The sequence below is a fragment of the Rhodococcus sp. 27YEA15 genome, from assembly GCF_049739425.1.
Lineage (GTDB): Bacteria > Actinomycetota > Actinomycetes > Mycobacteriales > Mycobacteriaceae > Rhodococcus_F.
In genome coordinates this window covers 3,485,689-3,501,979 of record NZ_JBMHHW010000001.1, presented here as the reverse complement: position 1 = coordinate 3,501,979, position 16,291 = coordinate 3,485,689, and the positions used below count along the sequence as shown (strand labels likewise).

Sequence of the window (16,291 nt, the reverse complement as noted above, 5' to 3'; positions counted from 1 at the left end):
AGTAGTTTCGAGCGTGTGCGAGCGACCGTCTGGCACGGTCAGGGGAGGGCCGAAGGCCGGCGCGCTGCAACGGGGGGCGACTGTAACAATCCGCGACGGGTAAGTCGATGTGTCTCTATGCGGCATAGTTGTGCCCTCGGCGCATGGAGGACAATGGACGGTTCGGGCTCACTGGGGCTTGGTGAGATCGGTACCTGATGTGAATCGTATGGTCAGTTCACACAGGTGCGCAATGGTGTGGAAGAGAGGCTGTGGGCGTGAATTCGCTGGGTAACGGAGAATTGGGGAGCGAAATTCCGGAGGTCGGCACCTGGCCGCAAGACGTTCGTCAATCTGATGCGTTCCCGCTGTCCGCCGCGCAGCGTGGAATGTGGTTCGCCCAGCATCTCGATCCCACCGTCCCGGTCAACATCGCCCAGTACGTCGAACTCCGCGGCGCCATAAACCTGGATGTCTTCCGGCAAGCCTGCGCGGACGCCGGTCGTGAAATCGGGTCCGCCTTCGTTCGGATCTTCGAAGTCAATGCCCAGCCCTTCCAGGTCATCGATCCCACGCTCGACGATTCCGTCGGGTACGTCGATCTGAGAAGCGAAGACGATCCGCACGATGCCGCCATGCAGTGGATGCGCGCAGACCGCAGCCGCCCGATCGACATGCTTGTCGACCGACTGATATCGGCCACGATCTTGAGGCTCGGCGAAGATCGTTACTACTGGTACACCCGCGTGCACCACACCATCCTCGACGGTTTCGGCGCGTCCAACTTCGTGACCCGCGTGGCGGAGCTCTACTCGGCGAGCGTCGAGGGTCGAGATCCGGCGCCGAGCAAGGCGACCAGTCTGCGGGACGTCTACGAGTTCGACAACATCTATCGTCAGTCGTCTCGCTTCGAGAACGACCGCAAGTACTGGTCGAACAAGGTCAAGGATCTCGACGAGATCTCGAGTCTGGCGGGTCGAAGCGCCGCTCCGGCCCCGGTCAGCAGGATCGACAGCGCTGCGCTGTCGAACCATGTCGAGGCACTCCTCGGTCGGTTCCTCGAGCGGGTGGAGAAGACGACGGTCGCCGGAACGGTCGTCGCGGCGTTCGCGGCCTACCTGGCCCAGATGACCGGCCGCGAGGACGTGTCGCTGAGTCTGCCGGTCTCCGGGCGCACCACGGCGATGCTGCGCAGGTCCGGCGGTATGGTGTCCAATGTCGTTCCGCTCCGCCTGACGGTGACTTCGGAGACCACGGTCCGAGAACTTCTCGACGACGTCAGACGTGAAATGTCCGGAGCGCTGCGTAGTCAGCAGTACCGCCACGAGGACATGGTGCGCGACGGCCGTGGCCGTGGTGGGTTCTTCGGTCCGTGGATCAACATCATGATGTTTTCCACCGAGTTGGCGTTCGGACCTCTGGTCGGAGAACTCCACATCCTCTCGACCGGCCTGATCGAAGATCTCGGCGTCAACCTGTACCAGAGTGTCGGCGACACCCGCACGCACATCGACTTCGAGTCGAACCCCAATCTGTATGCGGCGGCGGACGCGCAGCGAAACCATTCGCGGTTCGTGGAGTTCCTCGAGAAGTTCGTCTCTTCGGAGACGAGTCGAAAGGTCTGGGACCTCCCGGTGGCCACGGCCGAGGAGCGGAACAAGGTCGCGCTGTGGAACCGGACCGGTTACCACGTCACCCCGAACACGATCACCGATGCGTTCGAGCGACAGGTTGCCCGCACTCCCGATGCGACGGCAGTCGTCTTCGAAGGCCGGAGTCTGACCTACGCCGAGTTCGATTCCAGGGTGAACGGTCTTGCGCGGCGGCTCATCTCGATGGGAGTCGGACCCGAATCTCTTGTGGGGCTGTCAATTCGGCGATCATTGGACCTGATGATCGGTCTGTACGCAATCGCCAAGGCCGGCGGTGCATGGGTACCGGTCGATCCCGACCACCCGGCTGATCGCACCGCGTACATCCTCGAATCCGCGCGTCCGACCTGCGTCGTGACCACCGTGCGCGACGAGGTGGACCTTCCGGAGGGCACTCGGACCGTCGAGATCGACGTTCTCGACTACGACGGACTCGACAGTCGTCCGATCACCAATACCGATCGATTGTCCCCTCTGCACTTCTCGAACACCGCCTACGTGATCTACACGTCCGGGTCCACCGGGCGCCCCAAGGGCGTGGCGGTCAGCCACGCCGCGATCGACAACCAGCTTCAGTGGATGAACGCCGAGTACGAACTCTGCGCGTCGGATGTCTACCTGCAGAAGACCGCGACGACGTTCGACGTCTCGTTGTGGGGATTCTTCATGCCGCTGCAGGTCGGTGCCACACTGGTCGTCGCAACTCCGGATGGTCATCGCGATCCCGTTTACGTTGCGAACAAGATCGCCGAACTCGGAGTCACCATCACGGACTTCGTTCCCTCCATGCTCACGCTTTTCACCGCGAATGCGCCTGCGCAGTCCTGCAACTCGCTGCGGCACGTGTTCGTCATCGGTGAGGCCCTGCCGCCCGAGACGTCGGTGGCCTTCCGTGAACTGTGCGATGCCGGCCTGCACAATCTGTACGGCCCGACCGAGGCGGCCGTGTCGGTCACCTATTACGAAGCGAATCCGTCGGACACCACCTCCGTGCCGATCGGTATGCCGCAGTGGAACATTCAAGCCCACGTGCTCGACGGAAAGCTCCGCCCGACCCCCATCGGGCAGCCGGGTGAATTGTATCTCGCCGGAGTTCAACTCGCGCGGGGGTACGTCGGCCGGCCGGATCTTACCTCGGATCGGTTCGTCGCCAACCCGTACGGCACCGCAGGTGAGCGCATGTACCGCACAGGCGACCTCGTCAAGCGCCGCGAAGACGGCAACCTCGATTACATCGGACGCACCGACTTCCAGGTGAAATTCCGCGGCCAACGCATCGAACTCGGTGAGATCGAGACGGTGCTTCTGGCACACCCTCACGTCTCGCAGGCCGTGGTCTTGGTCGCCGTCACCGCCACGGGTGACCAGCTGGTCGGCTACGTGGTACCGGGCCCGGGTCAGGGCATCGATGCGCCGAGTCTCAGCGAATTCGCGGGGCGGAGCCTACCGTCGTACATGGTACCCGCCGCCCTGATGGTTCTGGATGCGTTGCCGCTCAACACTAGTGGAAAGTTGGATCGCGCCGCGTTGCCCGAGCCGGTGTTCACGAGCGCCAAGCAGTATCGCGAACCCCGCACCGAAATCGAACGGATCGTTGCGGCCGCTTTCGCGGACGTTCTCGGCGTCGAGCAGGCGGGGCTCGACGACGATTTCTTCGAGCTCGGTGGAACTTCGCTGGTGGCGACACAACTGGTCACCCGAGTGGCCACGGCCATGGGTGTGCAGCTCGGCGTTCGTGAGCTTTTCGAGTCCACGACGGTGGCGACGTTGGCTGTTCGGGTGGAATCGATGGCGGGCAACGCAAGCCAGTTCGCTCCGTTGGCGGCACGGCCTCGTCCGGATGTCATTCCGTTGTCGCTTGCGCAGCAACGTATGTGGTTCATCAACAGGTTGGATCCTTCCACGCCGTCGTACAACCTTCCGTTCACGGTTCGGCTGACCGGAAACGTCGATCCGGCGGCATTGCAGGCGGCCGTGACGGACCTGCTCGAGCGCCATGAATCCTTGCGAACCGTCTATCCGGACGTCGACGGCACCGCTCGGCAGGTGATTCTTCCGCTCGATCGTGCCGCGGTCGAGTTGACCCCGGTCAAGGTCCGGAATTCGCAACTGGATGCCGCCATGTTCGAGGTGGCGTCTCGCGGCTTCGACGTCACACTCGAAATTCCCCTGCGGGCAGCGTTGTTCGAGGTTTCGCCGACCGACTACGTGCTGGTGATGGTTCTGCATCACATCGCCGCAGACGGTTTGTCGTTCCGCCCCCTTGCGCGTGATCTTCTCGTCGCCTACTCCGCACGTAGCGAGAAGTCGGCACCGGCCTGGACGCCGATGCCGATTCAGTACGCGGATTTCGCTCTGTGGCAGCGCGAGGTGCTCGGATCCGAGGACGATCCTCGTTCGGAATCTGCTCGCCAGATCGGTTACTGGCGGCGGGCGTTGGCGGATCTGCCGGATCAGTTGGATCTACCCACCGATCGACCGCGACCTGCCATCGCATCGAATCACGGTGCCAAATACCACTTTCAGATCGGTGAGCGCACTACGCGCAAGCTCAATGCCCTGGCCCGCGCGAACAACGCATCGTTGTTCATGGTGCTGCAAGCGGCATACGCCACGCTGTTGAGTCGGATCAGTGGTACCACCGACATTGCGATCGGGGCGCCGATCGGTGGTCGCGACGATCAGGTGCTCAACGACGTGATCGGAATGTTCGTCAACACCTTGGTGCTTCGCACCGAGGTCGATCCCAACGAATCGTTCGCAGATCTCGTTCAGCGAGTTCGCGAATCGGGGCTTGCCGCGTACGCGCACGCCGATGTTCCATTCGAACGTCTGGTAGAAGCTCTCAACCCGCCGCGCTCACGGGCTCGTCACCCACTCTTCCAGGTCGCACTGACGGCAGAGATCAGTGGTCGACGCGAGCTCGAATTCTCGGGTGTGACGGCTGTAGCCACCGAGCTCGATGTGCCGGTCGCAAAGTTCGACATCGAGTTGATGGTGTCCGAGGGCCTGGAGGGAGCCAACGATTTCGAGGGTCTGGACGCAACGCTCACCTACGCGACCGATCTCTTCGACGCCACGACCATGGTCACCTTCGCCGAGCGCTTCGTACGTGTGCTCAATGCGGTGGTCGACGACTTCGACACGACTGTCGGCGATCTCGCCGTGTTCGGCAAGGCCGAGTCGACGAGGGTGCTGGACTGGTCTGCGGGAACGCGGAGTTCGGCTCCGGACGGGTCGATACTGTCGGCGTTCTATCGGGCTGTCGACTCCCGTCCCACCGCACTTGCCGTTCAGGATCTTCACCGAACACTGACGTACGGGGAGCTGGACGCTCTCTCGAACGCCCTTGCCGAGGAATTGGCGGCAATCGGCGTGGGTGTCGGCGACGTGGTGGCGGTCACCACCGGTCGATCGTGGCAGTGGATCGTCGCCATGGTTGGTGTGTGGAAAGTGGGCGCCGCTTACGCACCCGTCGACGCCGGCTTCCCTCGTGAGCGTATCCAGTCGATTCTCGCCGATACCGGTGCGGTGTGTGTGGTGAGTGCTGACGACGCCGACTGGGGGCTGCCGGTTGTCGCCGTGGCGGACCACTCGGGTTCGTCGGCTCCGCGTCCTGTCGATCCCTGGCTCGGTGATACCGCGAAAGACCATCTCGGTTATGTGATTTCGACGTCAGGCTCGACCGGCCGACCTAAGCCGACGATGGTGCCGATGCGCGGTATCGAGAACACGGTTGCCTGGTACCGATCGGAGCTACCCGAGGGCGGACCGATCCTGGTTGCGTCCTCGCCGAGTTTCGACCTCACACAGAAGAACGTCTGGGCGGCCCTCAGCACCGGAGTACCGCTGTACCTCAGTGGCGACGGGTTCGACCTGCACTCGATTCTCGAGATCATCGACTCCGGATTCGTCCGCGTGGTCAACATGTCGCCGAGCGCTTTTGTCGCGCTTGCCGACTCGGATGAGGATGCGATACTGACCAAGCTCGACGTGGTCTTCCTCGGCGGTGAACCGATCCAGATTTCCCGACTGTCGAGTCTGATGCGTGCCGGAGTCCGGATCGTCAACAGCTATGGACCCACCGAGGCTTCCGATGTCGTCTCGGCGATGTCCGCCACGCCCGCGCACACAGCCGGTGTACCCATCGGAACGCCCATCCCCAACATCGACCTGTTCGTTCTCGACCCTCGCCTGCATCCGATGCCGGCCGGGATGGTCGGTGAGCTGTACGTAGCGGGGATCGGTGTGGGACGTGGGTACGGCGGCCGGTTCGACGTGACGGCAGAGCGCTTCGTTGCCAATCCGTTCGGTACGGACGGCTCGCGAATGTATCGAACCGGCGACCTCGGTCGATGGAACGAGCAGGGTCAGCTCGAGTACGTCGGGCGCAGTGATTTTCAGGTGAAGTTGCGCGGTCTGCGCATCGAACTGGGTGAGATCGAAGCAGCTCTGGTATCTCTCGATGCCGTCGTTCAGGCCGTCGTGGTGATGCACCGAGACGAGCGGCTGGGCGATCGGCTCGTCGCGTACGTCGTGGGGGACGGTGAAGGATCGCTCGACACCGACACTCTCAAATCCGTGGCGAGCGCGAAACTTCCCGAGTACATGATTCCGTCGGCGTTCATGATCGTGGCGGAAATCCCACTCACGTCGAACGGGAAATTGGATCGCCGAGCGCTTCCGGTGCCGGTGTTCGAGATCCACGAGTTCCGTGCTCCCGTCACGCCGGTGGAAGAGATCGTCGCGCAGGTGATCGCCGACGTCCTGGGACTCGACCGAGTCGGTCTCGACGACGACTTCTTCATGTTGGGCGGCAACTCCCTGGTGGCAACCCAGGTCACGTCTCGATTGGGACGTGCGTTGGACACCACTGTTCCGGTCCGGACCTTGTTCGACGTCTCCACCGTGCAAGCGCTCGCCGCGCACATCGATTCGAGTGTGGGTAGTGGTGCCCGTAAGGCACTGGTTCGGCAGGTGCGGCCCGCACGGATTCCGCTGTCGTTGGCGCAGCAGCGTATGTGGTTCCTCAATCGCCTGGACAGCGAGTCCGCCGCGTACAACATCACATTCTCGCTGCACCTGTCCGGCCACCTCGACACGGCAGCCATGGAAACAGCACTCGAGGACGTCCTGTCGCGGCACGAGGTACTCCGGACGATCTATCCGGACGGAGATTTCGGCCCGACGCAGTCGATACTGCCGATCACCGACGTGTTCGACGGCCTCACCGTCGAGTCGGTCTCCGGTGCCGACGATCTCGAAAGTCGGATCGCTGCAGTGGGATCGTCAGCGATCGACGTCACGGTCGACGTGCCGATCCGGGCCCGTCTGTTCGCTGTCGACGACACCGAGCACGTCCTCGCGATCGTCGTTCACCATATCGCCGCCGACGGCTGGTCGATGGCGCCGCTGGCCCGCGACGTGATGATCGCATACTCGGCCCGGACGGACGCACTTGCGCCCGCCTGGCAGCCACCGGCGGTCCAGTACGCCGATTACTCGCTGTGGCAGCGCGAGGTTCTCGGATCCGAAGATGATCCAGGATCGGTTGTCTCCCAGCAGATATCCTATTGGTCCAACGCGCTCGAAGATCTTCCGGACGTGATCGACCTGCCGTCCGACCGCACTCGCCCCGACGTGGCGTCGATGCGTGGTGAGAGATACGCATTCGAGATATCCGCTGCCGTGCACCAGCGCCTCGATACCGTCGCTCGCGAGAACAACGCCACGCTCTTCATGGTGTTGCATGCGTCGTTGGCTGTGCTGTTGGCGCGGTTGAGCGGCACGACCGACATCGCTGTGGGTACTCCGGTGGCCGGTCGTGGTGACGAAGCACTCGACGATCTGGTCGGCATGTTCGTCAACACCCTCGTCCTGCGAACCGAGGTGGATTCGGCCCAACCGTTCACGGATCTACTGGCCGTTGCCGCAGATGCCGCACTCGGTGCCTTCGCTCACTCGGACGTTCCGTTCGAGCGGTTGGTCGATGTTCTGGCACCCGCACGCTCGCAGGCCAGGCACCCGCTCTTCCAGGTTGTCTTGTCCATGCAGAATCTGGCGCAGACAGCGCTGGAACTGCCTGGACTGACGATCAAGGCTTCCGAAATCGACACGACGACAGCGAAGTTCGATCTCGAGTTGGCGATCACGGAGTCGTTCGATGTCGATGGTGTCTCGAACGGAATTGCTGCGGAATTCACGTACGCAACTGATTTGTTCGATGCGTCGACGATCCAGATGTACGCGACCCGGTTGGTTCGAGTACTCGAGTCGGTTGTCGCGAACCCGGCGGTGGTCGTCGGCGACATCGACATCATGGACTCGATCGAACGCGCTGCGCTGACCGACGTTCACGGACCGAACCCGGTATCGGGAACGCTGGTCGCCGTTCTCGCCGCCGCTGCGGCGCTCGACCCTTCGGCGGACGCGATCAGGTACGACGGCTCGACGGTCAGCTACCGGGAACTCGACGAGCGTTCGACAAAGCTTGCCAGAGTACTCATCGGACAGCATGTGGGTCCGGAGGACCGCGTGGTGATCGCCGTTCCGCGCTCCACCGATTCGGTTGTCGCTCTGTGGGCTGTCGCGAAGACCGGAGCGGCATTCGTTCCGGTCGATCCGACGTACCCGGTCGATCGAATCGAGCACATGGTCGTCGATTCCGGTGCGGTGCTCGGTCTGACCGTACGTGAATTCGCCACCGGTCTGCCTTCTGCGTCGACGTGGATCGTGATGGACGACGAACGCACCGTCGCCGCCAGTGCGGCACAGTCCGCGGCGCCGATCGGGGACGCCGATCGGATCGCCGTGATCAGGGACCAGCACCCCGCCTACGTCATCTACACCTCGGGGACAACGGGTCGACCGAAGGGCGTCGTCATCACCAACGCCGGCGTTGCGAACTTCAGCGCCGAGCAGGTCGAGCGGTACGAATTGACGGCTGACGCCCGGACTTTGCACTTCGCTTCGCCGAGCTTCGACGCGTCGGTTCTCGAACTGTTGATGGCTTTCGGTGCTGCATCCACGATGGTGATCGTTCCGACCACGGTGTACGGCGGGGCCGAATTGGCGCAGATTCTCGATACCGAGAACGTCACGCATGCTTTCGTGACGCCGGCCGCTCTCGCGTCGGTCGATCCGGACGGCCTCGATACGCTTCGAGTGGTTGTCGTCGGTGGTGAAGCCAGTTCCCGATCGCTGGTAGCCAGGTGGGCGGTGCCGCTTGCCGGTGCCGGGATCCGGAGATTCTTCAACGCGTACGGTCCTACGGAGTCGACAGTCGCGTCGAACATCAGCGACGCGCTCACCGCTTCCGATCGCATGAACATGGGCGGTCCCATTCGAGGTATGTCGGCGCGCATCCTGGACGAGCGGCTTCAGCCGGTGCCGATGGGTGTGGCCGGTGAACTGTACGTTTCCGGTGTGCAGGTAGCGCGTGGATATCTCGGCCAGGCCGCGCTGACCTCCGGTCGCTTCGTAGCCGATCCCTTCGGCGCCCCCGGTACCAGGCTGTACCGTACCGGCGATGTGGTCAGGTGGATCGGCGGTGACGCCGTGGAGTACGTGGGCCGCAGTGACTTCCAGATCAAGCTTCGAGGCTTCCGTATCGAACTCGGCGAGGTGGAGGCGGCACTGAACCGGTGCGTCGGCGTTGCGCGCGCAGTGGCGCTTGTTCGTACGGATGAGCTGATCGGTGATCGACTGGTCGCCTACGTGGTGCCCGAGGCAGGCGTCGAGGTGGACCCGGCCGTCGTGATCGAATCGGTATCGACGTTCCTGACCGGCTACATGGTGCCCGACGCCGTGTTGGTCATCGACACGATTCCCTTGACCACCGCAGGTAAAACCGACACCAAGGCGCTACCGGTGCCGGTGTTCGAGCCGAAGGTGTATCAGGCCCCCGCTACCGCCGTCGAAGAGATTGTTGCACAGGTGTTCTCCGAGGTCCTCGGAGTCACGCAGATCGGTCGGGACGACGACTTCTTCGAACTCGGCGGCAACTCCCTTGTCGCCACTCGCGTCGCCGCTCGGCTCGGGGAGTCTCTCGAGACGAGTGTTCCGGTTCGAGCGCTGTTCGAGTCCTCGACCGTGCGGTCGTTGTCCGCCCGGTTGGAACTGCACGCAGGTTCGGGTGCCACTGCTCCACTGGTTCCGCAGGTGCGACCCGAACGAATTCCGCTCTCGTTGGCTCAGCAGCGTATGTGGTTCTTGAACAGATTCGAACCCGCGTCGGCGGTGAACAATGTCCCGGTGGTGATCAGGATGTCGGGTGCGCTCGACGTCGAGGCGCTCGCTGCTGCGGTGCTCGACGTCGTGGGCAGACACGAATCACTGCGGACGGTGTACCCGGACATCGATGGTGTCGGGCACCAGGACGTTCTCGACGTGCGCGATCTTGTCTTCGATCTCGGCCCGGTATCGGTCACGGTTGAAGAGTTGGGCGCACGCGTGGCCGACCTCGTCTTGAACGGCTTCGATGTGACGGCCGAGGTTCCATTGCGGGCCAAGTTGTTCCGAACTTCAGAGGCCACCTATGCCCTCGTCTTCGTGGTGCATCACATCGCGACCGACGGTTTCTCGATGGGACCGTTGGCCCGCGATGTCATGGTCGCTTACGAAGCACGTACACGAGCATCGGTGCCGGCTTGGACGCCGTTGCCGGTGCAGTACGCGGATTACTCGTTGTGGCAGCGTGAGGTTCTCGGGTCCGAGGACGATCCGCAGTCCGTCATCGCGAAGCAGATTGCGTTCTGGTCGGGTGCGTTGGCTGATCTTCCGGAGCAGTTGGATCTGCCTGGTGATCGTCCGCGCCCCGAGGTCGCGTCAGGGCGCGGAGCGGAGGTCGAGTTCGAGATCGACGCCGCTCTGCACAAAGCTGTCAATTCGATCGCGCACAGCAGTAACTCGACACCCTTCATGGTTGTCCACGCGGCTCTCGCGGTCGTGCTCTCGCGCTTGTCCGCAACCACGGACATCGCGATCGGTGCGCCGATCGCGGGTCGTGGTGAGGCCGCGTTGGATGATGTGATCGGTATGTTCGTCAATACTTTGGTGTTGCGTACCGAGGTTGATCCGTCGATGTCGTTTGCGGAGTTGTTGGCTTCTGCGCGTGAGGTGGATCTGCAAGCGTTCGCGCATGCGGATGTTCCGTTCGAGCGGATCGTGGAAGCGCTCGACCCGGTTCGTTCGCAGGCTCGTCATCCGTTGTTCCAGGTGGCGTTGACGTTCCAGAATCACGAACAGACAACGCTCGAATTGGGCGACCTCGACGTGTCGATCGAAAGTGCCGATCTTGCGTTGGCGAAATTCGATCTCCAGTTGACCTTGACCGAACGAACCGACGAGGCCGGCGCACCCGCCGGGATGTCAGCCGCCTTGACGTATGCGACGGATCTCTTCGACGAGTCGACCGTTCTGGAATTCGGTGATCGGCTGGTACGGACCTTCCGTGCGGTGACTGCTGATCCCACCGTAGCGGTGGGTGACGTTGACATCTTGGTCGATGGTGAACGAAACCTGCTGTCCCGCTTCAGCGCTGGCCAGATCGATGGTGGTGTGGATTCGACGTTGTCGGCGTGGTTCGATGATGCTGCTGCGCGGTTCGGTGATCGGGTTGCGGTGCGGTTCGGTGGCGAGTCGTTGTCGTATGGCGAGTTGTCGGTGCGGGCGAATCGTTTGGCGCGCAGGTTGATTGCTCAGGGTTGTGGTCCGGAGTCGTTGGTGGCGGTGGCGTTGCCGCGGTCGGCGGATCTTGTGGTGGCGTTGTTGGCTGTGGTGAAGTCGGGTGCGGGGTATTTGCCGGTGGATCCGTCGTATCCGGCGGATCGTGTCGAGTTCATGTTGGCCGATGCTGCTCCGGTGGCTGCGATTTCGTGGTCCGAGCGTGAGTTGGTGTTGCCCGCTGCTTTGCCGGTGGTTGATGTCGACGTGGTGGATGTGTCGGAGTTCGATGGTTCGGTGGTGACGGATGCGGATCGTGTTGCGCCGTTGCGGTCGTCGAATGTTGCGTATGTGATTTACACGTCGGGTTCGACGGGTCGTCCGAAGGGTGTGCAGGTTCCGCACACGACGGTGGCGAAGTTGTTTGCCAATACCGAGGGTGTGTACGGGTTCGACGAATCCGATGTGTGGACGATGTTCCACAGTTATGCGTTCGACTTCTCGGTGTGGGAGTTGTGGGGTCCGCTGTTGTACGGCGGCACGTTGGTGGTGGTCGATTATGTGACGTCGCGGTCGCCGGAGCAGTTCTTGGAATTGCTTGCTGCTGAGCGGGTGACGGTGCTCAATCAGACGCCGTCGGCGTTCTATCAGTTGGCTGAGGCGGATCGGTTGGCGTCGGAGGCCGGTCGGGCTGCCGAGTTGTCGTTGCGGTGGGTTGTGTTCGGCGGCGAGGCGCTGGAGTTGCGTCGGTTGTCGGATTGGTACGGCCGCCGTGGTGATTCGTCTCCTCGTTTGGTGAATATGTACGGCATCACGGAGACGACGGTGCATGTGAGCCATCGCGCTCTGGATGCAGCGTTGGCGGCGGATGCGTCGGGCAGTGTTGTAGGTCAGGCTATTTCGGGTCTGCGGGTGTTCGTGTTGGATACGCGTTTGGCTCCGGTGCCCGTCGGTGTTGCGGGTGAGTTGTATGTCTCGGGTGTGCAGTTGGCTCGGGGTTATCTGGGTCGGGCGGGGTTGACGTCGACGCGGTTCGTGGCGAGTCCTTTCTCTGCCGGCGAGGTGTTGTACCGCACGGGTGACGTGGCGTCGTGGAACAGTGCTGGTGATTTGGAGTATCTGGGTCGCGCGGATGATCAGGTGAAGATCCGTGGGTTCCGGATCGAGATCGGTGAGATCGAGTCTGCGGTGTTGGCGGATGTGTCGGTGGCACAGACGGCGGTGGTTGTTCGTGAGGATTCTCCGGGTGATCAGCGGTTGGTGGCGTATGTGGTTCCGGTCGCGGGTGTGAGCGTGTCGGTCGACGATGTCCGCACCGGTGTGGGTTCGTTGTTGCCTGAGTACATGGTGCCGTCGGCGTTTGTGGTGTTGGATGCGATTCCGTTGACGGTGAACGGGAAGTTGGATCGTCGGGCGTTGCCGGTTCCGTCGTTGCAGGTTGCGGTGTTCCGTGCGCCGACGTCGGTGGTGGAAGAGGTTGTGGCGCAGACGTTTGCGGATGTTCTGGGCGTCGAGCGTGTTGGTTTGGATGATGATTTCTTCGCGCTCGGTGGTAATTCGCTGATTGCGACGCAGGTGACGTCTCGGTTGGGTCAGGCGTTGGATGCTTCGGTGTCGGTGCGGGAGTTGTTCGAGGCGTCGACGGTGGAGGGTCTTGCGGCTCGTTTGGGTTCTCATGTCGGTGGTGGTTCGCGGGCGGCGTTGGCGGCGCAGGTGCGTCCGGTTCGGGTGCCGTTGTCGTTTGCGCAGCAGCGGATGTGGTTCCTCAACCGCTTCGACACAGATTCTGCGGTCAACAACATCCCTGTCGCGGTGCGACTCACGGGTGCGCTTGATCTGGCTGCCCTGGATTCGGCAGTTCACGACGTTATGGGCCGCCACGAGGTTCTGCGCACGGTCTACCCGGAGGTCGACGGCGTCGGCTACCAGAAGATCCTCTCGGTAGAAGATGTCTCGATCGATCTCGGTGCAGAACGCGTCACAGACGACCGAATCCAGGCGGAGCTGTATTCGTTCTTCGCCCAGGGCTTCGATGTCACTGTCGAGGTTCCGTTGCGGGCCAAGCTCTTCCAGCTCGCGGATGACGACTTCGTGTTGTCGTTCGTGGTGCACCACATCTCCACCGACGGTTTCTCGATGGGCCCGTTGACCCGCGATGTAATGACCGCGTACTACGCGCGCTCACAGGGGCAGACCCCGACGTGGGCTCCGCTTCCGGTGCAGTACGCCGACTACGCGTTGTGGCAGCGCGAGGTCCTCGGCTCCGAGGACGATCCGGATTCGATCATCGCGCAGCAGGTCAACTATTGGTCCGACGCCCTGGCTGATCTGCCCGAGCACTTGGACCTGCCGAGTGATCGTACCCGCCCCGAGATCGCAACCGGACAAGGAGCGAACCACACCTTTGTAATCGACCCGCAGTTGTGGGCCGATGTGGAAGCAACAGGTCAGGCGGCGGGCGCAACTCCGTTCATGGTCGTCCACTCAGCACTGGCCGTGCTACTGGCACGGTTGTCCGCGACAACCGACATTGCGATCGGTGCCCCTGTCGCCGGTCGCGGTGAAGCGCAGCTCGACGATCTGATCGGTATGTTCGTCAATACTTTGGTGTTGCGTACCGAGGTTGATCCGTCGATGTCGTTTGCGGAGTTGATGGCTTCTGCGCGTGAGGTGGATCTGCAGGCGTTTGCCCACGCTGACGTTCCGTTCGAGCGGATCGTCGAAGCGCTCGATCCGGTGCGCTCGCAGGCACACCACCCGCTGTTCCAGGTGGCATTGACCTTCCAGAACCTTGGCCAGAGCGCTCTCGAACTGCTCGGACTCACCGCCGCTGCTGTGGAATTCGACGCAGCACTGGCCAAGTTCGACTTGCAGCTCACTCTCGAAGAGGCTGAAGCCGGAATGTCTGCGACCCTGACGTATGCGACGGATCTGTTCGACGAGTCGACCGCTGTCGACTTCGCCGATCGCTTCCTGCATGTACTGCGTGGCGTCACCGCGGATCCGAATCTTGCTGTCGGTGATGTGGACGTACTCACTGTCGGTGAGTTGGACCGTGTTCTCTCCTGGAGTGGGGTCGGCACCGATGGTGGTGTGGATTCGACGTTGTCGGCGTGGTTCGATGATGCTGCTGCGCGGTTCGGTGATCGGGTTGCGGTGCGGTTCGGTGGCGAGTCGTTGTCGTATGGCGAGTTGTCGGTGCGGGCGAATCGTTTGGCGCGCAGGTTGATTGCTCAGGGTTGTGGTCCGGAGTCGTTGGTGGCGGTGGCGTTGCCGCGGTCGGCGGATCTTGTGGTGGCGTTGTTGGCTGTGGTGAAGTCGGGTGCGGGGTATTTGCCGGTGGATCCGTCGTATCCGGCGGATCGTGTCGAGTTCATGTTGGCCGATGCTGCTCCGGTGGCTGCGATTTCGTGGTCCGAGCGTGAGTTGGTGTTGCCCGCTGCTTTGCCGGTGGTTGATGTCGACGTGGTGGATGTGTCGGAGTTCGATGGTTCGGTGGTGACGGATGCGGATCGTGTTGCGCCGTTGCGGTCGTCGAATGTTGCGTATGTGATTTACACGTCGGGTTCGACGGGTCGTCCGAAGGGTGTGCAGGTTCCGCACACGACGGTGGCGAAGTTGTTTGCCAATACCGAGGGTGTGTACGGGTTCGACGAATCCGATGTGTGGACGATGTTCCACAGTTATGCGTTCGACTTCTCGGTGTGGGAGTTGTGGGGTCCGCTGTTGTACGGCGGCACGTTGGTGGTGGTCGATTATGTGACGTCGCGGTCGCCGGAGCAGTTCTTGGAATTGCTTGCTGCTGAGCGGGTGACGGTGCTCAATCAGACGCCGTCGGCGTTCTATCAGTTGGCTGAGGCGGATCGGTCGGCGTCGGAGGCCGGTCGGGCTGCCGAGTTGTCGTTGCGGTGGGTTGTGTTCGGCGGCGAGGCGCTGGAGTTGCGTCGGTTGTCGGATTGGTACGGCCGCCGTGGTGATTCGTCTCCTCGTTTGGTGAATATGTACGGCATCACGGAGACGACGGTGCATGTGAGCCATCGCGCTCTGGATGCAGCGTTGGCGGCGGATGCGTCGGGCAGTGTTGTAGGTCAGGCTATTTCGGGTCTGCGGGTGTTCGTGTTGGATACGCGTTTGGCTCCGGTGCCCGTCGGTGTTGCGGGTGAGTTGTATGTCTCGGGTGTGCAGTTGGCTCGGGGTTATCTGGGTCGGGCGGGGTTGACGTCGACGCGGTTCGTGGCGAGTCCTTTCTCTGCCGGCGAGGTGTTGTACCGCACGGGTGACGTGGCGTCGTGGAACAGTGCTGGTGATTTGGAGTATCTGGGTCGCGCGGATGATCAGGTGAAGATCCGTGGGTTCCGGATCGAGATCGGTGAGATCGAGTCTGCGGTGTTGGCGGATGTGTCGGTGGCACAGACGGCGGTGGTTGTTCGTGAGGATTCTCCGGGTGATCAGCGGTTGGTGGCGTATGTGGTTCCGGTCGCGGGTGTGAGCGTGTCGGTCGACGATGTCCGCACCGGTGTGGGTTCGTTGTTGCCTGAGTACATGGTGCCGTCGGCGTTTGTGGTGTTGGATGCGATTCCGTTGACGGTGAACGGGAAGTTGGATCGTCGGGCGTTGCCGGTTCCGTCGTTGCAGGTTGCGGTGTTCCGTGCGCCGACGTCGGTGGTGGAAGAGGTTGTGGCGCAGACGTTTGCGGATGTTCTGGGCGTCGAGCGTGTTGGTTTGGATGATGATTTCTTCGCGCTCGGTGGTAATTCGCTGATTGCGACGCAGGTGACGTCTCGGTTGGGTCAGGCGTTGGATGCTTCGGTGTCGGTGCGGGAGTTGTTCGAGGCGTCGACGGTGGAGGGTCTTGCGGCTCGTTTGGGTTCTCATGTCGGTGGTGGTTCGCGGGCGGCGTTGGCGGCGCAGGTGCGTCCGGTTCGGGTGCCGTTGTCGTTTGCGCAGCAGCGGATGTGGTTCCTCAACCAACTGGACACGACCTCGGCGTCGAACAA

1 protein-coding gene (cut by a window edge) is annotated in these 16,291 nt (G+C 62.4%); it reads left to right on the top strand.

Annotation, left to right across the window (positions count from 1 at the left end; genetic code table 11):
* Window positions 1–257: 257 nt before the first annotated feature.
* A protein-coding gene (locus tag ABH922_RS16235) for a non-ribosomal peptide synthase/polyketide synthase (RefSeq protein ID WP_424807887.1) crosses the window boundary here: on the top strand, window positions 258–16,291 show its 5' portion. 12,697 nt of this gene lie beyond the right edge of the window; only the first 16,034 of its 28,731 coding nucleotides appear in the window; the start codon lies at window positions 258–260; the stop codon falls past the right edge of the window.